12 protein-coding genes and 1 tRNA gene are annotated in these 15,349 nt (G+C 62.5%); 10 read left to right on the forward strand and 3 right to left on the reverse strand.

The window, feature by feature from the left end:
* The first annotated feature begins 25 nt into the window (after positions 1-25).
* The 6 genes from Q0844_RS08615 (at position 26) to Q0844_RS08640 (ending at position 7,655) form a co-directional block, all read left to right on the forward strand.
* Positions 26-101: transfer RNA gene (locus tag Q0844_RS08615), tRNA-Gln, on the forward strand.
* 90 nt (positions 102-191) lie between these two features.
* The gene (locus Q0844_RS08620; protein ID WP_299043934.1) at positions 192-1,235 is read left to right on the forward strand and encodes a pyridoxal-phosphate dependent enzyme; all 1,044 of its coding nucleotides are present in this window, start codon (positions 192-194) and stop codon (positions 1,233-1,235) included.
* Positions 1,232-2,395, forward strand: a complete 1,164-nt coding sequence (locus Q0844_RS08625; protein WP_299043935.1) for a Xaa-Pro peptidase family protein — start codon at positions 1,232-1,234, stop codon at positions 2,393-2,395. The genes Q0844_RS08620 and Q0844_RS08625 overlap by 4 nt, the downstream gene beginning before the upstream one ends.
* Complete coding sequence (locus Q0844_RS08630; RefSeq protein WP_299043937.1) at positions 2,392-3,153, forward strand: Asp/Glu racemase; 762 nt, start codon at positions 2,392-2,394, stop codon at positions 3,151-3,153. The genes Q0844_RS08625 and Q0844_RS08630 overlap by 4 nt, the downstream gene beginning before the upstream one ends.
* Positions 3,154-3,340: 187 nt before the next feature.
* Positions 3,341-4,465, forward strand: coding sequence for an efflux RND transporter periplasmic adaptor subunit (locus tag Q0844_RS08635; protein WP_299043939.1), 1,125 nt, complete (start codon positions 3,341-3,343; stop codon positions 4,463-4,465).
* A gap of 1 nt (position 4,466) precedes the next feature.
* Complete coding sequence (locus tag Q0844_RS08640) at positions 4,467-7,655, forward strand: multidrug efflux RND transporter permease subunit (protein ID WP_299043941.1); 3,189 nt, start codon at positions 4,467-4,469, stop codon at positions 7,653-7,655.
* Here the strand turns inward: Q0844_RS08640 and Q0844_RS08645 are convergent, their stop codons facing one another.
* Entirely contained in the window at positions 7,656-8,597 is a 942-nt protein-coding gene (locus Q0844_RS08645) for a helix-turn-helix domain-containing protein (protein WP_299043943.1), read from the reverse strand.
* Positions 8,598-8,673: 76 nt separating this feature from the next.
* Between Q0844_RS08645 and Q0844_RS08650 the strand changes: the two genes are divergently transcribed.
* From Q0844_RS08650 to Q0844_RS08660, 3 genes are read left to right on the forward strand one after another with little or no spacing between them, the layout of a single operon-like run.
* Entirely contained in the window at positions 8,674-9,834 is a 1,161-nt protein-coding gene (locus Q0844_RS08650) for an acyl-CoA dehydrogenase family protein (protein ID WP_299043944.1), read from the forward strand.
* A 52-nt stretch (positions 9,835-9,886) separates the two neighbouring features.
* A complete protein-coding gene (locus Q0844_RS08655; protein WP_299043946.1) occupies positions 9,887-11,953 on the forward strand; it encodes an acetate--CoA ligase family protein in 2,067 nt (688 codons plus the stop codon).
* Positions 11,954-11,957: 4 nt separating this feature from the next.
* Complete coding sequence (locus Q0844_RS08660) at positions 11,958-12,737, forward strand: carnitinyl-CoA dehydratase (RefSeq protein ID WP_299043948.1); 780 nt, start codon at positions 11,958-11,960, stop codon at positions 12,735-12,737.
* Here Q0844_RS08660 and Q0844_RS08665 read toward each other — a convergent pair.
* Positions 12,734-14,041: a cytochrome c peroxidase gene (locus tag Q0844_RS08665; protein WP_366523001.1), complete on the reverse strand. Its 1,308-nt coding sequence runs from the start codon at positions 14,039-14,041 to the stop codon at positions 12,734-12,736. The genes Q0844_RS08660 and Q0844_RS08665 overlap by 4 nt on opposite strands.
* 3 nt (positions 14,042-14,044) lie before the next feature.
* Here Q0844_RS08665 and Q0844_RS08670 point away from each other — a divergent pair, with 3 nt between their 5' ends.
* Positions 14,045-14,515 carry a tetratricopeptide repeat protein gene (locus tag Q0844_RS08670; RefSeq protein WP_299043949.1) on the forward strand — a complete coding sequence of 157 codons (471 nt, stop codon included), beginning with the start codon at positions 14,045-14,047 and terminating at the stop codon, positions 14,513-14,515.
* 64 nt (positions 14,516-14,579) lie between these two features.
* Here the strand turns inward: Q0844_RS08670 and Q0844_RS08675 are convergent, their stop codons facing one another.
* Complete coding sequence (locus Q0844_RS08675; RefSeq protein WP_299043951.1) at positions 14,580-15,344, reverse strand: isocitrate lyase/phosphoenolpyruvate mutase family protein; 765 nt, start codon at positions 15,342-15,344, stop codon at positions 14,580-14,582.
* Between the last annotated feature and the right edge of the window lie 5 nt (positions 15,345-15,349).

Below are 15,349 nucleotides of genomic sequence, written 5' to 3' on the forward strand. Positions count from 1 at the left end.
CGCCGCTCTAATTAGCGCGGCACGTTGGGATGTAGCTCAATTGGTAGAGCACCGGTTTTTGGTACCGTAGGTTGTAGGTTCGAGTCCTACCATCCCAGCCATCTTTTCAGGTTCGGCACACAGATCGCCAAGCACGCGCATGTCGCGCGATTCCGTTGGGCTGTTGCGGCTGCACCTGCTACGCCTCGGGTATGAAACACCTTGCCCACACTGACGCTCGGGTTGCAGCCGTCCTTGCCGGTCTTCCAGACATCCCGTGGCCCAGTGCCGACGCCTCACATCCCGCTGACCTGCTGATGCGGTGCCCCGCCGCAGCGCCGACACCGCTGGTACAGTCCCGGGCCTTGGCCCGGATCGCAGGCGTGTCCGAGGTTCACGTAAAGGACGAGCGTGGGCGGATGGGCCTGGGCAGCTTCAAGGCACTTGGCGCGGCCTACGTCATTGCGTGTGACGCCGCAAATGGTCTGGCAGCCGGACGTACCTATGTCACGGCAAGTGCGGGCAATCATGGTCTGTCCGTGGCCGCGGGCGCACAGGCCTTTGGGGCGAAATCCGTTGTCTACCTTGCCGATACGGTCCCCGAGGCGTTTGCAGACCGCCTGCGCAGTCACGGCGCAGAGGTGTGCCGCCAGGGTGCAGTCTACGAGGACAGCATGGCCGAGGCAGCGCGGGTCGCGCAAACGAACGGGTGGGCCTTGTTGTCCGACAGTTCGTGGCCGGGCTATGTCGATGTGCCACATCGGCTGATGGAAGGGTACACCGTCCTGATGCAGGAGGCTGTCGCGGCCATGCCTGCCCCCACCCATATCTTTCTGCAGGCCGGTGTCGGCGGCTTGGCCGCGGCATGTGCCGCCTATGCGCGCAAGGCGTGGGGCGGCGCGCCCCGGATCGTTGTCGTCGAGCCCGACGCGGCACCCGCGCTGTTTGCGTCGGTCGCGGCCGGAGCGGCGCAAGTGACCGAAGGGCCGAGGTCCGACATGGGGCGCCTTGATTGCAAGGAACCATCGTTGATCGCACTCAAGGGGTTGGCGCGTGACGCCAGTGACTATGTCCTGATATCGGAAGAGGACGGCGCATATGGTGCGTCCGCTGCGGCGCAGGCAGGTTTTCCAACGACACCCTCCGGGGCCGCCGGACTGTCCGGTCTGCTGGCTTGCGCTGCAAACGGTGCGGATGTGGGTTTGAACGCCGCCGCGCGCGTGCTGGTCATCCTGAGCGAAGAGGCATCTGAATGAGCAACACCTTGCGCGGGTTCGCGCCCCAGGAATTCATGGACCGTACGGCGCGCGCCCAGTCCATGATGGCCACGGTCGATCTGGACGCGCTGCTTCTGACGACCGAGCCGGAAGTCCGGTACTACACCGGTTTCCTCACCCGCTTTTGGGAAAGCCCGACACGGCCCTGGTTTGTGGTTCTTCCGGCACAGGGCATGCCGATTGCGGTGATCCCGTCCATCGGGGCGCATCTGATGCGGCAGACCTGGATCACGGACATCCGGACCTGGCAGGCCCCGAACTACAGTGATGACGGCGTTGGACTGCTTGCCGATACCCTTCGCGAGATCGTGCCACGGGGCGGTCGCATCGGATTGGCCGACACGATGGAAAGCCATGTGCGAATGCCGCTGGCGGACCTGCACGCACTTCAGGCCGCACTGGCGCCCTGCCAGATCGTAAGCGACACCCAGATCACCCGAAAGTTGCGGACGATCAAATCGGACAGCGAAATCGCCAAGATCCGCGCGGCAGCTCAGGTTGCCGACCGCGCGTTCGACCGCGTGGGTGACATTGCCCGACCGGGCGTCCCGCTTAGCGCAGTGTTCCGTGACTTTCAAGCGCTGTGCCTGTCCGAGGGCGCCGATTGGGTGCCCTACCTTGCTGGTGCGGCGGGTGCCGGCGGCTATGGTGATGTCATTTCGCCCGCCACCGATGCGCCTGTGCAGCCCGGTGATGTTCTGATGCTTGATACCGGTTTGGTGCGCGACGGCTATTTCTGTGATTTTGACCGCAATTACAGCGTGGGCACGCCCAGCGTATCGGTTTCCGGCGCACACGCCCGGCTTGTCGACGCCACCCGCGCGGCGTTCGACATTGCCAGACCGGGCAGCATCATATCGGACCTGTTTCACGCGATGGACCGGGTGGCAAATCCCGGCGGCTCCACTCTGGAAGCCGGACGACTGGGGCACGGGCTGGGCATGCAGTTGACGGAATGGCCGTCAATTGTCGCAACCGATCACACTCCGCTGGTGCCCGGCATGGTCCTGACACTTGAGCCGTCCGTGCTCCTGGGTGAGGATCGGATCATGGTGCACGAGGAAAACATCGTCATCACCAAAGACGGCGCCGCGTGGTTGTCGACACCGCAGGCGCGCGACATTCGGGTGCTGACATGACGCTTCCTTTCGATCTGGAAGACGACCGCCCATTGCAGATGGGCCTCGTGGCGCTTCAATCCGACGAAACCGTCGAACGCGACCTGCGGCGACTGCTGCCGGACACGGTCGAATACATGATCAGCCGCGTACCATCGGCGGCAACGGTATCGCCCGATACGCTGCGCCAAATGGCAGACGACCTCACCACTGCGGCGGCCTTGTTTCCGCGCGGCGCCAACATGGCCTGTGTCGGATATGGGTGCACCTCCGGCACGGCTGAAATCGGGGCGGACAAGATCGCCCACCTGATCACAATGGGCGTCCCGACCCCGCATGTGACAAATCCGGTGACCGCCTTGATCGCTGCCTGCCGCCACCTGCACATCACGCGCCTGGGTCTGATCAGCCCCTATATCGCAAGCGTGTCGGACAGGTTGCGCCATGTCCTGGCATTGGCCGGAATCGAAGTCACCGCCTTCGCCAGCTTTGATGAACCGCTTGAAGAACGTGTGGTGCGGATCTCGACCGGTTCCATCGTCCAAGCGGCGTGCGGCCTGGGCGACGCGGATCAGTTTGATGCAGTCTTTCTGTCGTGCACCAATCTGCGTACCCTGCCCGCCATTCCTGAGATCGAGGCGGCGCTGAGACTCCCGGTCTTGTCCAGCAACCTTGTGCTTGCCTGGCATATGGCTGCGCTGGCAGGACCCGGCCTGCGGCCCGGTCTGCCCTACCGACTTGGCAGGGCACCACAGGATGGTCCAATGCACAAATCCTAAAGTTTCCGCACAGATGCGCGTTCGCTGCCAAGTCGGGCGCATATCTGCCCTCCACCCCCTGTGGTCGTATGGACTTGGACAGGCAACCTCTGGTTTACTGCCCCCAAGACTCGGTCGGAACCATACTGTTGCGACCCGTGCGGCTGGATCGTGGTGTCCACGGATGGCCAAAATTGGGAATATGCACATGAAATTTTTGGCACTGGCGGGTTTTTTCGCTGCGATCACATTCGGCAGCGCTGTATTGGCGCAACAAGGCCCGCCTACGGTCACAGTGGCCAGCCCGGTGGTCAAAACAATCGTCGAAGATGATGAATTTGTCGGCAGGTTCGAGGCGCAGTCCGAAGTCGACGTTCGGTCGCGCGTGTCGGGATACCTTGAAGCTGTGCATTTTCAGGACGGCAGCCTGGTGGGAAAGGACCAGTTGCTGTTCACCATCGACCAGCGGCAGTTCCGGACCGCGCTGCGGCAGGCGCAGGCCCAGATCGACGTCGCGACCGCCACCTTTGACTTTGCCGAAGAACAGCTGGAACGCGCACAGGCCCTGATCGGCAACGGCACCATTCCCCAAAGCGTGCTGGACGAACGCCGCGAGGCATATCTGTCGGCCCAGGGGGCGCTGGAACAGGCGCGCGCGGCCCTGGAACTGGCCGAACTTGATATCGAATTTTCGGAAATCCGCGCGCCGATGGCCGGACGCATCGACAGGTCGCAAATTGATCCCGGTAACCTCGTGTCTGCGGATCAGACCGAACTGACCACCATCGTTTCGAACGATCCGATCTATTTCCTTTTTGACATCGACGAACGGTACTTCCTTGCCTACGCCCGCGACGCGCGGGCCCGGGGCACGTCCCTGCAGGAAGGGGGCGGCGCACTCGAGGTGAAGGTGACGCTGTCCGACAGCCGCATTCCGGCGCAAAGCGGATATCTCGATTTTTCCGAAAACAAGATCGACGCAGACACAGGTACCATGCGCGTGCGCGCTGTGCTGCCCAACCCCGACGAGCTTCTGACACCGGGTCTCTTTGGTCGGGTCAATGTGCCCGGCTCGCTTCCTTATGAAGGCATATTGGTGCCGGACCGTGCCATTGTCGCGGACCAGAACCGCAGGCTGGTGATGACAGTGGACGACACCGGGCTTGTGACCCCGCTGCCGGTACGGCCGGGCCCGCGGATCGACGGGTACCGGGTGATCCGCGAGGGCATGGATGGCAGCGAAACCATCGTGATCGACGGGCTGGTCGCCGCGCGGCCGGGCACTACGGTGAACCCCGACCGGATGGAACTGCCCCTGATCGCGGAAAACTGAGATGGGCCGTTTCTTTGTAAGCCGCCCGATCTTTGCCATCGTCGTGTCGGTCATCATGACGATTGTGGGCCTGATCTCGTATTACCAGCTGCCCATCGAGCAATACCCCGAAATCGCGCCACCCTCGATCGTTGTGCGTGCGGCCTATCCCGGGGCGGACGCCGAAACCATCGCCAACACCGTTGCGACCCCGCTTGAGCAGGAAATCAACGGGGTAGAGGACATGCTCTACCTGTCGTCCTACTCGACCGCCGACGGGTCGATGAGCCTGACAATCACCTTCGAATTGGGTACCGACCTGGATACCGCACAGGTGCTGGTGCAAAACAGGGTCGCCATCGCCGAACCGCGCCTGCCACAAGAGGTGCGCGCCCTTGGCGTCACTACTACAAAATCCTCGCCCGACCTGATGATGGTCGTGCACATGCTGTCGCCTGACGAAACCTTCGATCAGCTGTATGTGTCCAATTACGCGCGGGCGCGGGTGCGGGACAGGCTGGTGCGCATTGACGGGGTCGGCGACCTCATCATCTTTGGAGAGCGTGAGTTTTCCGCTCGGGTCTGGATTGACCCGGACAAGTTGACGTCGCTTGGTCTGACGGCGGGCGATGTCGTTGCTGCCTTGCGCGAACAGAACGTCCAGGTGTCCGGCGGATCACTCGGGGCGCCCCCCAACACGGCTGCCAATGCATTCCAGGTCTCGATCACGACCCAGGGGCGGCTTGAAGATCCGCGCGAATTTGGCCGTGTGATCGTCAAGGCATCCGATGACGGGCGCGTCGTGCGGGTGCGTGATGTTGCGCGGGTGGAAATCGGGGCCCGGTCTTATGTGACGAATTCCTATCTCGACAATAAACCAGCGGTTGCCCTGGGCGTCTTCCAGCGGCCGGGATCCAACGCGCTGGCCACCGCGGCCGAAGTGCGCGCCACCATGGACGCACTGGCCGGGGATTTTCCCCAGGGCCTCGAATACCGCGTCGTCTATAACCCGACCGAGTTCATCAGTGCTTCAATCGACGCCGTCTATACCACCTTGTTCGAGGCGGTGCTGCTGGTGGTGATCGTCATTCTGGTGTTCCTGCAAAGCTGGCGCACCGCGATCATTCCCCTGCTTGCGGTGCCCGTGTCCCTGATCGGCACGTTCGCGATCATGCTGGCCTTGGGCTACACGCTCAACTTGCTGACGCTGTTCGGCTTGATCCTTGCCATCGGGATCGTGGTCGATGACGCCATTGTGGTGGTCGAAAATGTGGAACGGAACATCGACAACGGCATGACCCCGCGCGAAGCGTCCGCGCGCACCATGGACGAGGTGCAAAGCGCCATCATCGGTACGTCGCTGGTTCTGATTGCGGTCTTTGTGCCAGCGGCCCTGGTGCCGGGCATCACCGGTCAATTCTACAAACAGTTTGCCGTGACAATTGCCGTGGCAACCGTGATTTCCAGTATCAACTCGCTCAGCCTGTCGCCAGCATTGGCCGCCGTCCTTTTGAAGCAGCGCAGCGATACACCGTCACGCAATCCGCTGGTGCGGATCGGCGGTGTCTTTGCCAACGGGTTCAATCGCGGTTTTGACGCGATGACCCGCGGCTACGCCGCCATTGTCCGTATCCTTGTCGGGACATGGGGTATGATCCTGGTCACCTTTGTGGTCTTTGCCGGTTTGATTGGCGCGGCGTGGTGGATCAACGAACAGGTGCCGACAGGCTTCATTCCGGACGCCGACCAGGGCTACGCCATCGTGGTTGTGCAATTGCCGGAAGGGGCGGCGCTGGATCGCACCGACGCGGTGATGAAACAGGCAACCGAAATCGCACGCGCAACCCCCGGGGTCGTGAACGCAGTTGCCTTTGCCGGTTTTTCGGGCGCGACCTTTACCAATGCCAGCAACCAGGGCGTCATCTTCACCACGTTCGAGCCGTTCGAGGATCGTATCGAAAGCGGGCTGAACGCCAATGCCATTGTCGGTCAGCTTTTTGGCCGGATGCAAGTGATCCGCGAGGCGTTCATCATCGCCATCGCGCCGCCCGCAGTGCGCGGTGTGGGCACCGGTGGCGGGTTCAAGATGCAATTGCAGGACACCGAAACGTCCGACATGGGGCGGGTCCTGAACACGGCCTACGCGATCATGGGCGCATCACAGCAATCCGACAAGGTTGCGGGCGTGTTCACCACCTTCTCGGCCAGTTCACCGCAGGTGTTCCTCGAAATCGACCGGGTGCGTGCGCAGATGCTGAATGTCCCGATCGGAGAGATTTTCGAGACATTGTCGATCAACCTCGGCTCGGCCTACGTGAACGACTTCAACGCCTTTGGGCGCCTGTTCCAGGTGCGCGCGCAGGCGGACCAGCAATTCCGGTTGGAAGAGGACGACATCCGGTCGTTGCGCGTGCGCACGGCCACCGGGGCGCTTGTTCCGTTGGGCACCCTCGTCTCGGTCGTCGACACCGCAGGCCCGGCCCTTGTCCAACGCTATAACCAGCTGGTGTCGGTGCCTATTCAGGGCAATGCCACACCGGGTGTGTCCACGGGCGAGGCATTGATCGCGATGGAGGAACTGGCGGCCCAACTTATGCCGCCCGGCGTGAATTTCGAGTGGACCGAACTGGCCCTGCAAGAGCGCAACCAGGGGGATGCAGCCAGCTACATCTTTGCGTTCTCGGTTCTTTTCGCCTTCCTGTTCCTTGCGGCGCTTTACGAAAGCTGGGTCTTGCCACTGGCCATTATCCTTGTGGTGCCCTTGGCAGTTCTGTCGGCCCTGTCCGGCGTGATGCTGCGTGGCATGGACAACAACATCCTGACCCAGGTCGGCCTGATCGTCCTCGTGGGACTATCCGCCAAGAACGCTATCCTGATCGTCGAGTTTGCGAAACAGGCGCAAGAGGAAAAAGGCTTGTCGCCCGCCGAGGCGGCGGTTGAGTCCTGCCGACTGAGGCTGCGCCCCATCCTGATGACGGCCTTTGCCTTTATCCTTGGTGTGGTGCCCCTGATGATCGCCACCGGTCCGGGGTCCGAGATGCGGCAGGCCCTGGGTACAGCCGTGTTCTTCGGCATGTCCGGCGTGACCTTCCTTGGCTTGTTCTTTACCCCGGTGTTCTACGTGGCGCTCAGACGGATCTTTCCTGTCACAACGACGGCCCCAGACGGACCAGCAGCCGAACCGGAACCGGACAAGGCCACGGCAAGCTAGTCACAGACCGCTTTGGCGCACCGCCTGCGGGCTGGCACCAAACGCGGCCCGGAACGCACGGGTCATCGCACTCGCATTGTCGTACCCGCACCGTCCCGCAATCTCGGCCACCGGCACATCACTGTGCCGCACCAGACGCAGGGCCGCGTTCAGCCTCTGACGGCGATATACGGCAGCGGGCGTCGCAGCCATGGCCGCACGCATGCGTTGTTCCAGCGTCCTCTGGGTGCACCCGACCCGGCGGGCAATCTCCGGGATGGTCAGGGGCGTTTCAACGTGGTCCTGCATAAGCGCCACGGCACGCCGCACAGTCCGACCCGCAAGCGTCGCACCCGTCATCGGCGTCGCATCCCGCGACATGAAAAGCTGTGCCACCTCCATCGCCACGGTCGGGCCGTGCGCCTCGGCAATCAGATGTGCCACGACGTCGAATGCCGCCATTGCGCCGGAACAGGTTACGCGGTCGCGGTCGATCACATATCTTTTTCGCATCACATCAACATGCGGGAAACGTTCGGCAAAACCGTCCAGCATGTCCCAATGAATTGTGGCGGCATAGCCATCCAGCAATCCCGCCCGCGCCAGCAACCAGGACCCGGTGTCGAAACCGCCCAAGACCTGGGCCCGCCCTGCGGCCCGAACAACGGCACGAACGACATCCGGTCGGTCCAACGTGCGGATACCGTAGGATGGCATCAGAAACAGCGCACGCCCGGTCGCGTCCCCCAACGCCCCGTGCGGTGCAATCTGCAATCCGCTGGAACTGTGTACCGGCGCCCCATCCAACGTCACAAATCGCCAGTGATACGGCTGCCCCCGAACAATCCCGTTTGTTGCACGCAAGGGTTCCACAAAATTGGCAAGGCAATGGTTCGAAAACTGGTCAAACAGCAGAATGTCGACATGCTGCAGCGCGTCGTGGATATTTGGCCAATTGTGCATGATCAACATCTAAACCCGCACAGCGCCGCTGCACAAGCTGCGCTCAGATCGCACCGTTGAACAGGGGACGTTTCACATGCAGTTTGGCCTGACCGAAGAACAGGACATGATCGTGTCCACCGTGCGCAGCTTTGTCGAAAACGAAATTTACCCGCACGAAGCCGAAGTGGAACGCACCGGCCACGTGCCGCACGACCTTGGGCAAGAGATCAAGCGCAAGGTCATCGACATGGGCTTTTACGCCTGCAACTTTCCCGAAGAGGTGGGCGGCGCAGGGCTCAGCCACCTGGATTTCACACTGGTCGAACGCGAGTTGGGACGCGGTTCAATGGCGCTGACCCATTTCTTTGGTCGCCCGCAGAACATCCTGATGGCCTGCAACGACGAACAGCGCGAACGCTATCTTTTGCCCGCAGTCCGCGGCGACAGAATGGATGCGCTTGCCATGACGGAACCCGATGCAGGGTCGGACGTGCGCGGCATGAAATGCAATGCCGTGCGGGACGGCGGCGATTGGGTGATCAACGGATCCAAGCATTTCATATCGGGTGCCGAACACGCCGACTTTTTCATCGTGTTCATTGCGACCGGCGTCGATGAGACACCCAAGGGCCCCAAGAAACGGATCACCACCTTCCTTGTGGATCGGGGCACACCCGGGTTCGAGGTGCGCGATGGATACACCTCGGTCAGCCACAAGGGGTACAAGAACTGCATCCTCTATTTTGACGACTGCAGGTTGCCGGACGCCCAGGTGCTGGGCGAGGTGGATGGCGGTTTCGCCGTCATGAACGAATGGCTCTATGCCACGCGTCTGACCGTCGCGGCCTTCAGCGTCGGACGCGCGCGCCGTTGTTTTGACTATGCTTTGAACTACGCCGCGGAACGCAAGCAGTTCGGCCAACCCATTGGTAAATTCCAGGGCGTCGGGTTCCAGATTGCCGACATGATCACCGAAATCGATGCCGCTGACTGGCTGACACTGGCCGCGGCATGGCGTCTGGACCAGAGCCTGCCGTCGAACCGAGAGATCGCGTCGGCCAAGCTCTATGCCTCCGAGGCGTTGGCGCGGGTCACGGACACAACCTTGCAGATCTATGGCGGTATGGGGTTGATGGACGATTTCCCGATTGAACGGTTTTGGCGCGACGCCCGGGTCGAGCGCATTTGGGACGGCACCAGCGAAATCCAGCGCCACATCATCAGCCGCGATTTACTACGGCCTCTGGGCGCCTGACATGGGGTCCACATCCGAAACGGACAAAGGGGCCGCCCCACGGACCGGGCGCATGTTCGGCAGCCCATCACAGCGACCCGGCACGCCGCGGAACCCTGTTGAAACAGGAAACCGGGATCTGTCCCGACTGTTGCGACCCAAGTCCATCGCCGTCGTCGGGGGCGGGGTCTGGTGCAGGTCGGTTGTGGAACAGGCGGAAAGATTTGGCTTTGACGGTGCCATCTGGCCGGTTCATCCGACCAGGCCAGCCATCGCCGGGCATGGGGCCTTTCCGTCGATTGCGGACCTGCCATACGCGCCTGATGCCGCCTTTGTCGGCGTGAACCGAACAGCAAGCGTGGACGTCGTGGCGGATTTGGCGCGCATCGGCGCGGGCGGTGCCGTGTGCTTTGCCTCGGGCTTTTCCGAGGCGGGGGCAGAAGACGGCCATGCCGCGACCTTGCAAGCGTCCTTGGTGTCTGCGGCTGGCGACATGCCAATCCTTGGACCCAATTGCTATGGGTTCATCAATGCCGTTGATCAGGCACTGCTGTGGCCTGACCAGCACGGGTGCACTCCGGTGGCACGTGGTGTTGCCATCCTGACCCAGAGTTCCAACATCGCGATCAACCTGACGATGCAACAACGGGCGCTGCCCATCGCCTATGCCATCACCTGTGGCAACATGGCCCAGACCGGCCAGGCCGAACTGGCCCTGGCGCTGCTGGACGACCCCCGCGTGACCGCCATCGGGCTCCACATCGAGGGTTTTCAGGACCTGCGCGCCTGGGAAACCCTGGCCGCGAAGGCCCATGACCATGGCGTGCCGCTGGTTGCGCTCAAGGTCGGCGCCTCGGACCAGGCCCGGCACGCGGCTGTGTCGCACACGGCCTCGCTTGCCGGGTCCGACATTGGCGCGCAGGCCTTTCTCAAACGCCTGGGCATTGCGCGGGTCGGTGCGTTGCCGGACTTCCTGGAAACGCTGAAACTGTTGCACATGCACGGCCCGGTGCGCGGACCCGGTATCGCCTCGATCAGCTGTTCAGGGGGCGAAGCAAGCCTTGTTGCCGACATGGCACTGGGCACCGGGTTGCACTTCCCTGCGCTGACCGCCCCCCAGGAACAGGCCTTGCGCGAGGCGCTTGGCCCCATGGTCGCACTTGCCAACCCTCTGGATTATCACACTTATATCTGGGGTGACACGAACCGGATGGCCCGCGCGTGGGCGGCGATGACCGGAGATGCCATCGGGATGACCCTTGCAATCGTCGATTACCCCACCACCGACGCAACCGACTGGGCCTGCACCGTTCAGGCGGCGCTGACCGCACACGACACGACCAAGGCTCCTTTTGGGGTGGTGGCGTCCTTGCCCGAACTTATGCCCCGGGACACCGCGCAAACACTCGCCCAAGGGGGCGTGATCCCCTTCTTCGGATTGCGCGAAGCGTTGGCCGCAATCGATGCTGCCCGCACCGTAGGTCCGCCGCATCCCGAACCTGTGTGTTTGCCCGGAACAGGGGACGACAACGTAGCGCTGACCGAAGCATCCGCAAAGGCACAGCTTGCGGCACATGGTCTGACGGTGCCGAAGAATTGTACGGTCGAACGCGACAGGGTTGGCACGGCAGCGGCGGCGTTTTCCGCACCTCTCGCGTTGAAAGGGGTCGGATTGACCCACAAGACCGACAGCGGCGCGGTGTGCCTGAATGTCGATCCCGATCACGCGCAAGACACCGCCCAAAGTATTGGGACGGACGGTATTCTGATCGAAGAGATGATAACGGACGGTGTGGCCGAACTGTTGATCGGGGTGGTGCGCGATCCGGCCCACGGGTTCGTGCTGACCCTTGGTGCCGGTGGCACCCTGACCGAACTCCTGCAGGACACTGCGTCAATGTTATTGCCCGCGACGGATCAGGACATTGTTGTGGCGTTGGGCAAATTGCGCTGCGCGCCGGTGCTGGCAGGGTACCGCGGCGCCGCCTCTGTCGACAGATCTGCCCTGATCGACGCAATTCTGGCGGTCCAGGCCTATGTTCTTGCGAACGCCGATGCCGTCAGCGAGGTTGAAGTGAACCCGCTAATCTGCACCCCCACCCGCGCCGTCGCCGTTGACGCGCTGATACGAAAGGCCTGACCGCATGACCCCCATCAAAACGCATCGCGACGGTGCGATTCTCGAAGTCACCCTAAACCGCCCCAAGGCCAATGCCATCGACCTGGCCACGAGCCGGATCATGGGCGAGACTTTCAAGGCCTTTCGCGACGACCCCGACCTGCGTGTCGCGATCATTACCGGCGCTGGCGACAAGTTCTTCTCGCCCGGGTGGGACCTCAAGGCGGCGGCGGACGGGGACGCGGTTGATGGCGACTACGGGGTCGGCGGATTTGGCGGATTGCAGGAATTGCCAGGGCTCAACAAGCCGGTGATCGCGGCGGTCAACGGAATTGCCTGTGGTGGCGGATTGGAACTTGCATTGAGCGCCGACATGATCCTAGCGGCCGACCACGCGACCTTTGCCCTGCCCGAAATCCGGTCGGGCACGGTGGCGGATGCGGCCAGCATCAAACTGCCCAAACGCATACCATATCACATCGCGATGGAACTTCTGCTCACGGGGCGCTGGTTCGACGCCGAGGAAGCGCACCGTTGGGGCCTTGTGAACGAAGTTGTCCCCGCGGGGACACTTTTGGACCGGGCACGTGACGTGGCCCGACTGATCGCCTCTGGCCCGCCACTGGTTTACGCAGCAATCAAGGAAGTTGTCCGGGATGCCGAGGACGCGAAGTTTCAGGATGCGCTGAACCGCATCACGACCAGCCAATTGCCCACGATCGAACGCCTCTATAACTCGGAAGACCAGCTGGAGGGCGCGCGCGCATTTGCAGAAAAACGCGATCCGGTCTGGAAAGGTCGCTAGGGATCGATCCGGGGATCCACCGGCAGGCCGCTGGGCACCGACGCGGGGACGCCCAACCGGTCCTGCTGCGCCGTTTCGCCCGTGAGCGCGTGCAGAAACGCAACAATCTGATCGACTTCCGCATCGCTCAGCGTCGTTGGCCGGATCCGCACCGCAGCGCGTTGCCGTGCCATTTCGCGGCTGTCCTGCCACGCCATGAAGTCAATCGCTTCCAACCATGGCGCGGCGGGCAACGCCGCAATGTCCGGCGTCCAGCGTTCCAGCGATGCCAGAGGGTCCAGGTGATGCCGCACAATACCTTCGAGGGTCGGGAACGCCCCGTTGTGTCCATACGGACCCGTCAAGGCCACATTGCGCAGCATCGGCGTTTTGAATGCGTATGCGTCTTCGAGCGCATCGCTTTCCCCCATACGGCCCACATCCCGCACCATCGGGTCAAAACGGCGGGTGCGCCCAGGCCCGAACGGCGGCAGGCCGAGCGCGTGAAAGGCCTGATCCGTCATCAATGGTCCGCTATGACACGTGCCGCATGCAGCCTTGCCATAGAACAAGTCCATCCCCTGTTTCTGAGAAGCGCTTAACGCCTGGCTATCGCCTGCCAGATAGGCGTCGAACGGGCTGTCGGTGCTGGTCCATTCCCAGATCATGAAGGCGCTCAGCGCATTTGCGATGTCCGCAATGGTGATATCCTTGGCCGTGTCGATATGGTCAAACGCGCCTGCGAACCCTTCGGCATAGGCCGGAATGTGGCGAATGCGGTCCGCAAGGATCGGCCAGGCATAGTCCATACGCTGATGAATGGCGCCGGCAACTTCGTTTTCCTTCGGGTTGCCCGCCATTTCGAACTGGGCCACCAGCGGAAAGATGGCTTGGGCGGCCAACAGATTGTCGAGGCCATCAGGCAACCATTCTTCGGCCGGCGAGTTGAAGCCGTTTTCGTACGTGTCGGCGATACTCAGGCGTCCATCGTGAAAAATGGTGTGCAGGTCCTTGGCACCCAGATTCCACAACCCCGGCGCATTGCGTGGAATGCGCTTACGGATGCGCGACTCCCCCGTCCCCGCGGTCCGCTGCGGGCCCAGCCCGTCGCCGCCCTCGCCGATGCCCAGGCTCAACCCGTCACCTGTGCCAAGATCGGGATGATGGCAGGTTGAACAGGCGATATTGCGGTTGCCCGACAAGATGCGATCATAGAACAGAAGTTGGCCAAGCTTGGCTTGCGCCGGGTCCGCCGCGATGAAATCATCCGGAACCAGAGGCCGCGGCGGAGCATCGGCAAAGACCGGAGACGCGGCCAGGAGGATGACATGCGAAAACTTGCCATAGCCCTTTGTTTTCTGGCCATGCCCGCCCTTGCCGAGATCGAGGAAGCGCGCGACCTGATGGAGGCCGGAGCGTATGAAGCCGCCTATGACGCCCTGTGGCCTGCCGCGCGATCGGGCAACGCCGATGCCGAAGAACTGATTGGCGTGATGTATGCTTTGGGACTGGGCGTTGACCGCGATGATGAACGCGCGTTCGAGTGGTACCTGCGGTCGTCCATGAAGGGGCACCCGGGTGCGCAAAGCGGTGTCGGCTGGTATTACGAGGTCGGGCGCGGCATGCCCGCCCCGGATCTTGTGCGTGCCTATATGTGGTACACCCTCAGCGCCATTGGCGGCGATCCTGACGCCGCGATTTCGCTGGAAGAGGTGGTCAAGAAGATGACGCAGGACGAGATTGATCGGGCGCATATTCTGGTCGCTGACTACAAGGTGTGGATGTATCCATTTCGCTGAGTTTGGCACCGGCATGCGCAGTTGGGAAGGGCAAAGACGGCCCTGCCCAACCCGTGGTTGCCGCCTAACTTGCGGCGGCGGCGGTAAACCCATCGCCAAGCTGTTGCATCGCGTTTGCGAACGGACCCGGCCCGTAGCTTGCGCGGGCCACCCCAAGCGCTGCAACCGCGGACACGGAGGCAAGCTTGCCCCGCATCATCACGTTGACGGGCAAGGACACCTGATCACAGATCCGCGCGATCAAGTCGTGATCCGTGAGGCCCGGAATGAAAAACCCGCTGGCGCCGGCCTCTGTATATGCGGTGGCGCGGTCCATAGCCTCGTCCACAAGACCCGCGTGCATATCCGGTTTCGATTTCAGAAACAGGTCCGTGCGCGCGTTGATGAAAAGCGGCACGTTCGCGGCATCTGCGGCGGCTCGAATGGCTTTGATCCGTGCCACTTGAATGTCGACCGGGTGCAGACCACTGCCCCCGACGATCTGATCCTCGAAATTCAGGCCAACCGCCCCCGTCCCGATCAACCGTTCGATGTTTGCGGCCAACGCCGCAGGGCCGACGGCATACCCCCCTTCAAAGTCAATGCTGACCGGCAGGTCGGTTGACGCAACGATGCGGTCAGCCGTGGCCAACAGGATATCAAGAGGGAGCTTTTCACCATCTGCAAATCCCTGTGCTTCGGCCACGGACCAACTGCCGGTCGCGACGGCCCTTGCACCCGCATCCGTAACGGCCCGGGCCGAACCCGCATCCCAGATGTTGTAAAGAACGACCGGCGTACCGGGCACGTGCAGCGCTGCGAACGCTGCGGCTTTGTCTGCTTGGGTCATGTGAC

Origin of the sequence: uncultured Tateyamaria sp. (genome assembly GCF_947503465.1) — a bacterium.
Classification (GTDB): domain Bacteria; phylum Pseudomonadota; class Alphaproteobacteria; order Rhodobacterales; family Rhodobacteraceae; genus Tateyamaria.

Bases quoted from the DNA above. Each gene is read 5' to 3' on its own strand.
- Q0844_RS08620 (WP_299043934.1), top strand. From the start codon at position 192: ATGAAACACCTTGCCCACACTGACGCTCGGGTTGCAGCCGTCCTTGCC.
- Q0844_RS08625 (WP_299043935.1), top strand. From the start codon at position 1,232: ATGAGCAACACCTTGCGCGGGTTCGCGCCCCAGGAATTCATGGACCGT.
- Q0844_RS08630 (WP_299043937.1), top strand. From the start codon at position 2,392: ATGACGCTTCCTTTCGATCTGGAAGACGACCGCCCATTGCAGATGGGC.
- Q0844_RS08635 (WP_299043939.1), top strand. From the start codon at position 3,341: ATGAAATTTTTGGCACTGGCGGGTTTTTTCGCTGCGATCACATTCGGC.
- Q0844_RS08640 (WP_299043941.1), top strand. From the start codon at position 4,467: ATGGGCCGTTTCTTTGTAAGCCGCCCGATCTTTGCCATCGTCGTGTCG.
- Q0844_RS08645 (WP_299043943.1), bottom strand. From the start codon at position 8,597: ATGCACAATTGGCCAAATATCCACGACGCGCTGCAGCATGTCGACATT.
- Q0844_RS08650 (WP_299043944.1), top strand. From the start codon at position 8,674: ATGCAGTTTGGCCTGACCGAAGAACAGGACATGATCGTGTCCACCGTG.
- Q0844_RS08655 (WP_299043946.1), top strand. From the start codon at position 9,887: ATGTTCGGCAGCCCATCACAGCGACCCGGCACGCCGCGGAACCCTGTT.
- Q0844_RS08660 (WP_299043948.1), top strand. From the start codon at position 11,958: ATGACCCCCATCAAAACGCATCGCGACGGTGCGATTCTCGAAGTCACC.
- Q0844_RS08670 (WP_299043949.1), top strand. From the start codon at position 14,045: ATGCGAAAACTTGCCATAGCCCTTTGTTTTCTGGCCATGCCCGCCCTT.
- Q0844_RS08675 (WP_299043951.1), bottom strand. From the start codon at position 15,344: ATGACCCAAGCAGACAAAGCCGCAGCGTTCGCAGCGCTGCACGTGCCC.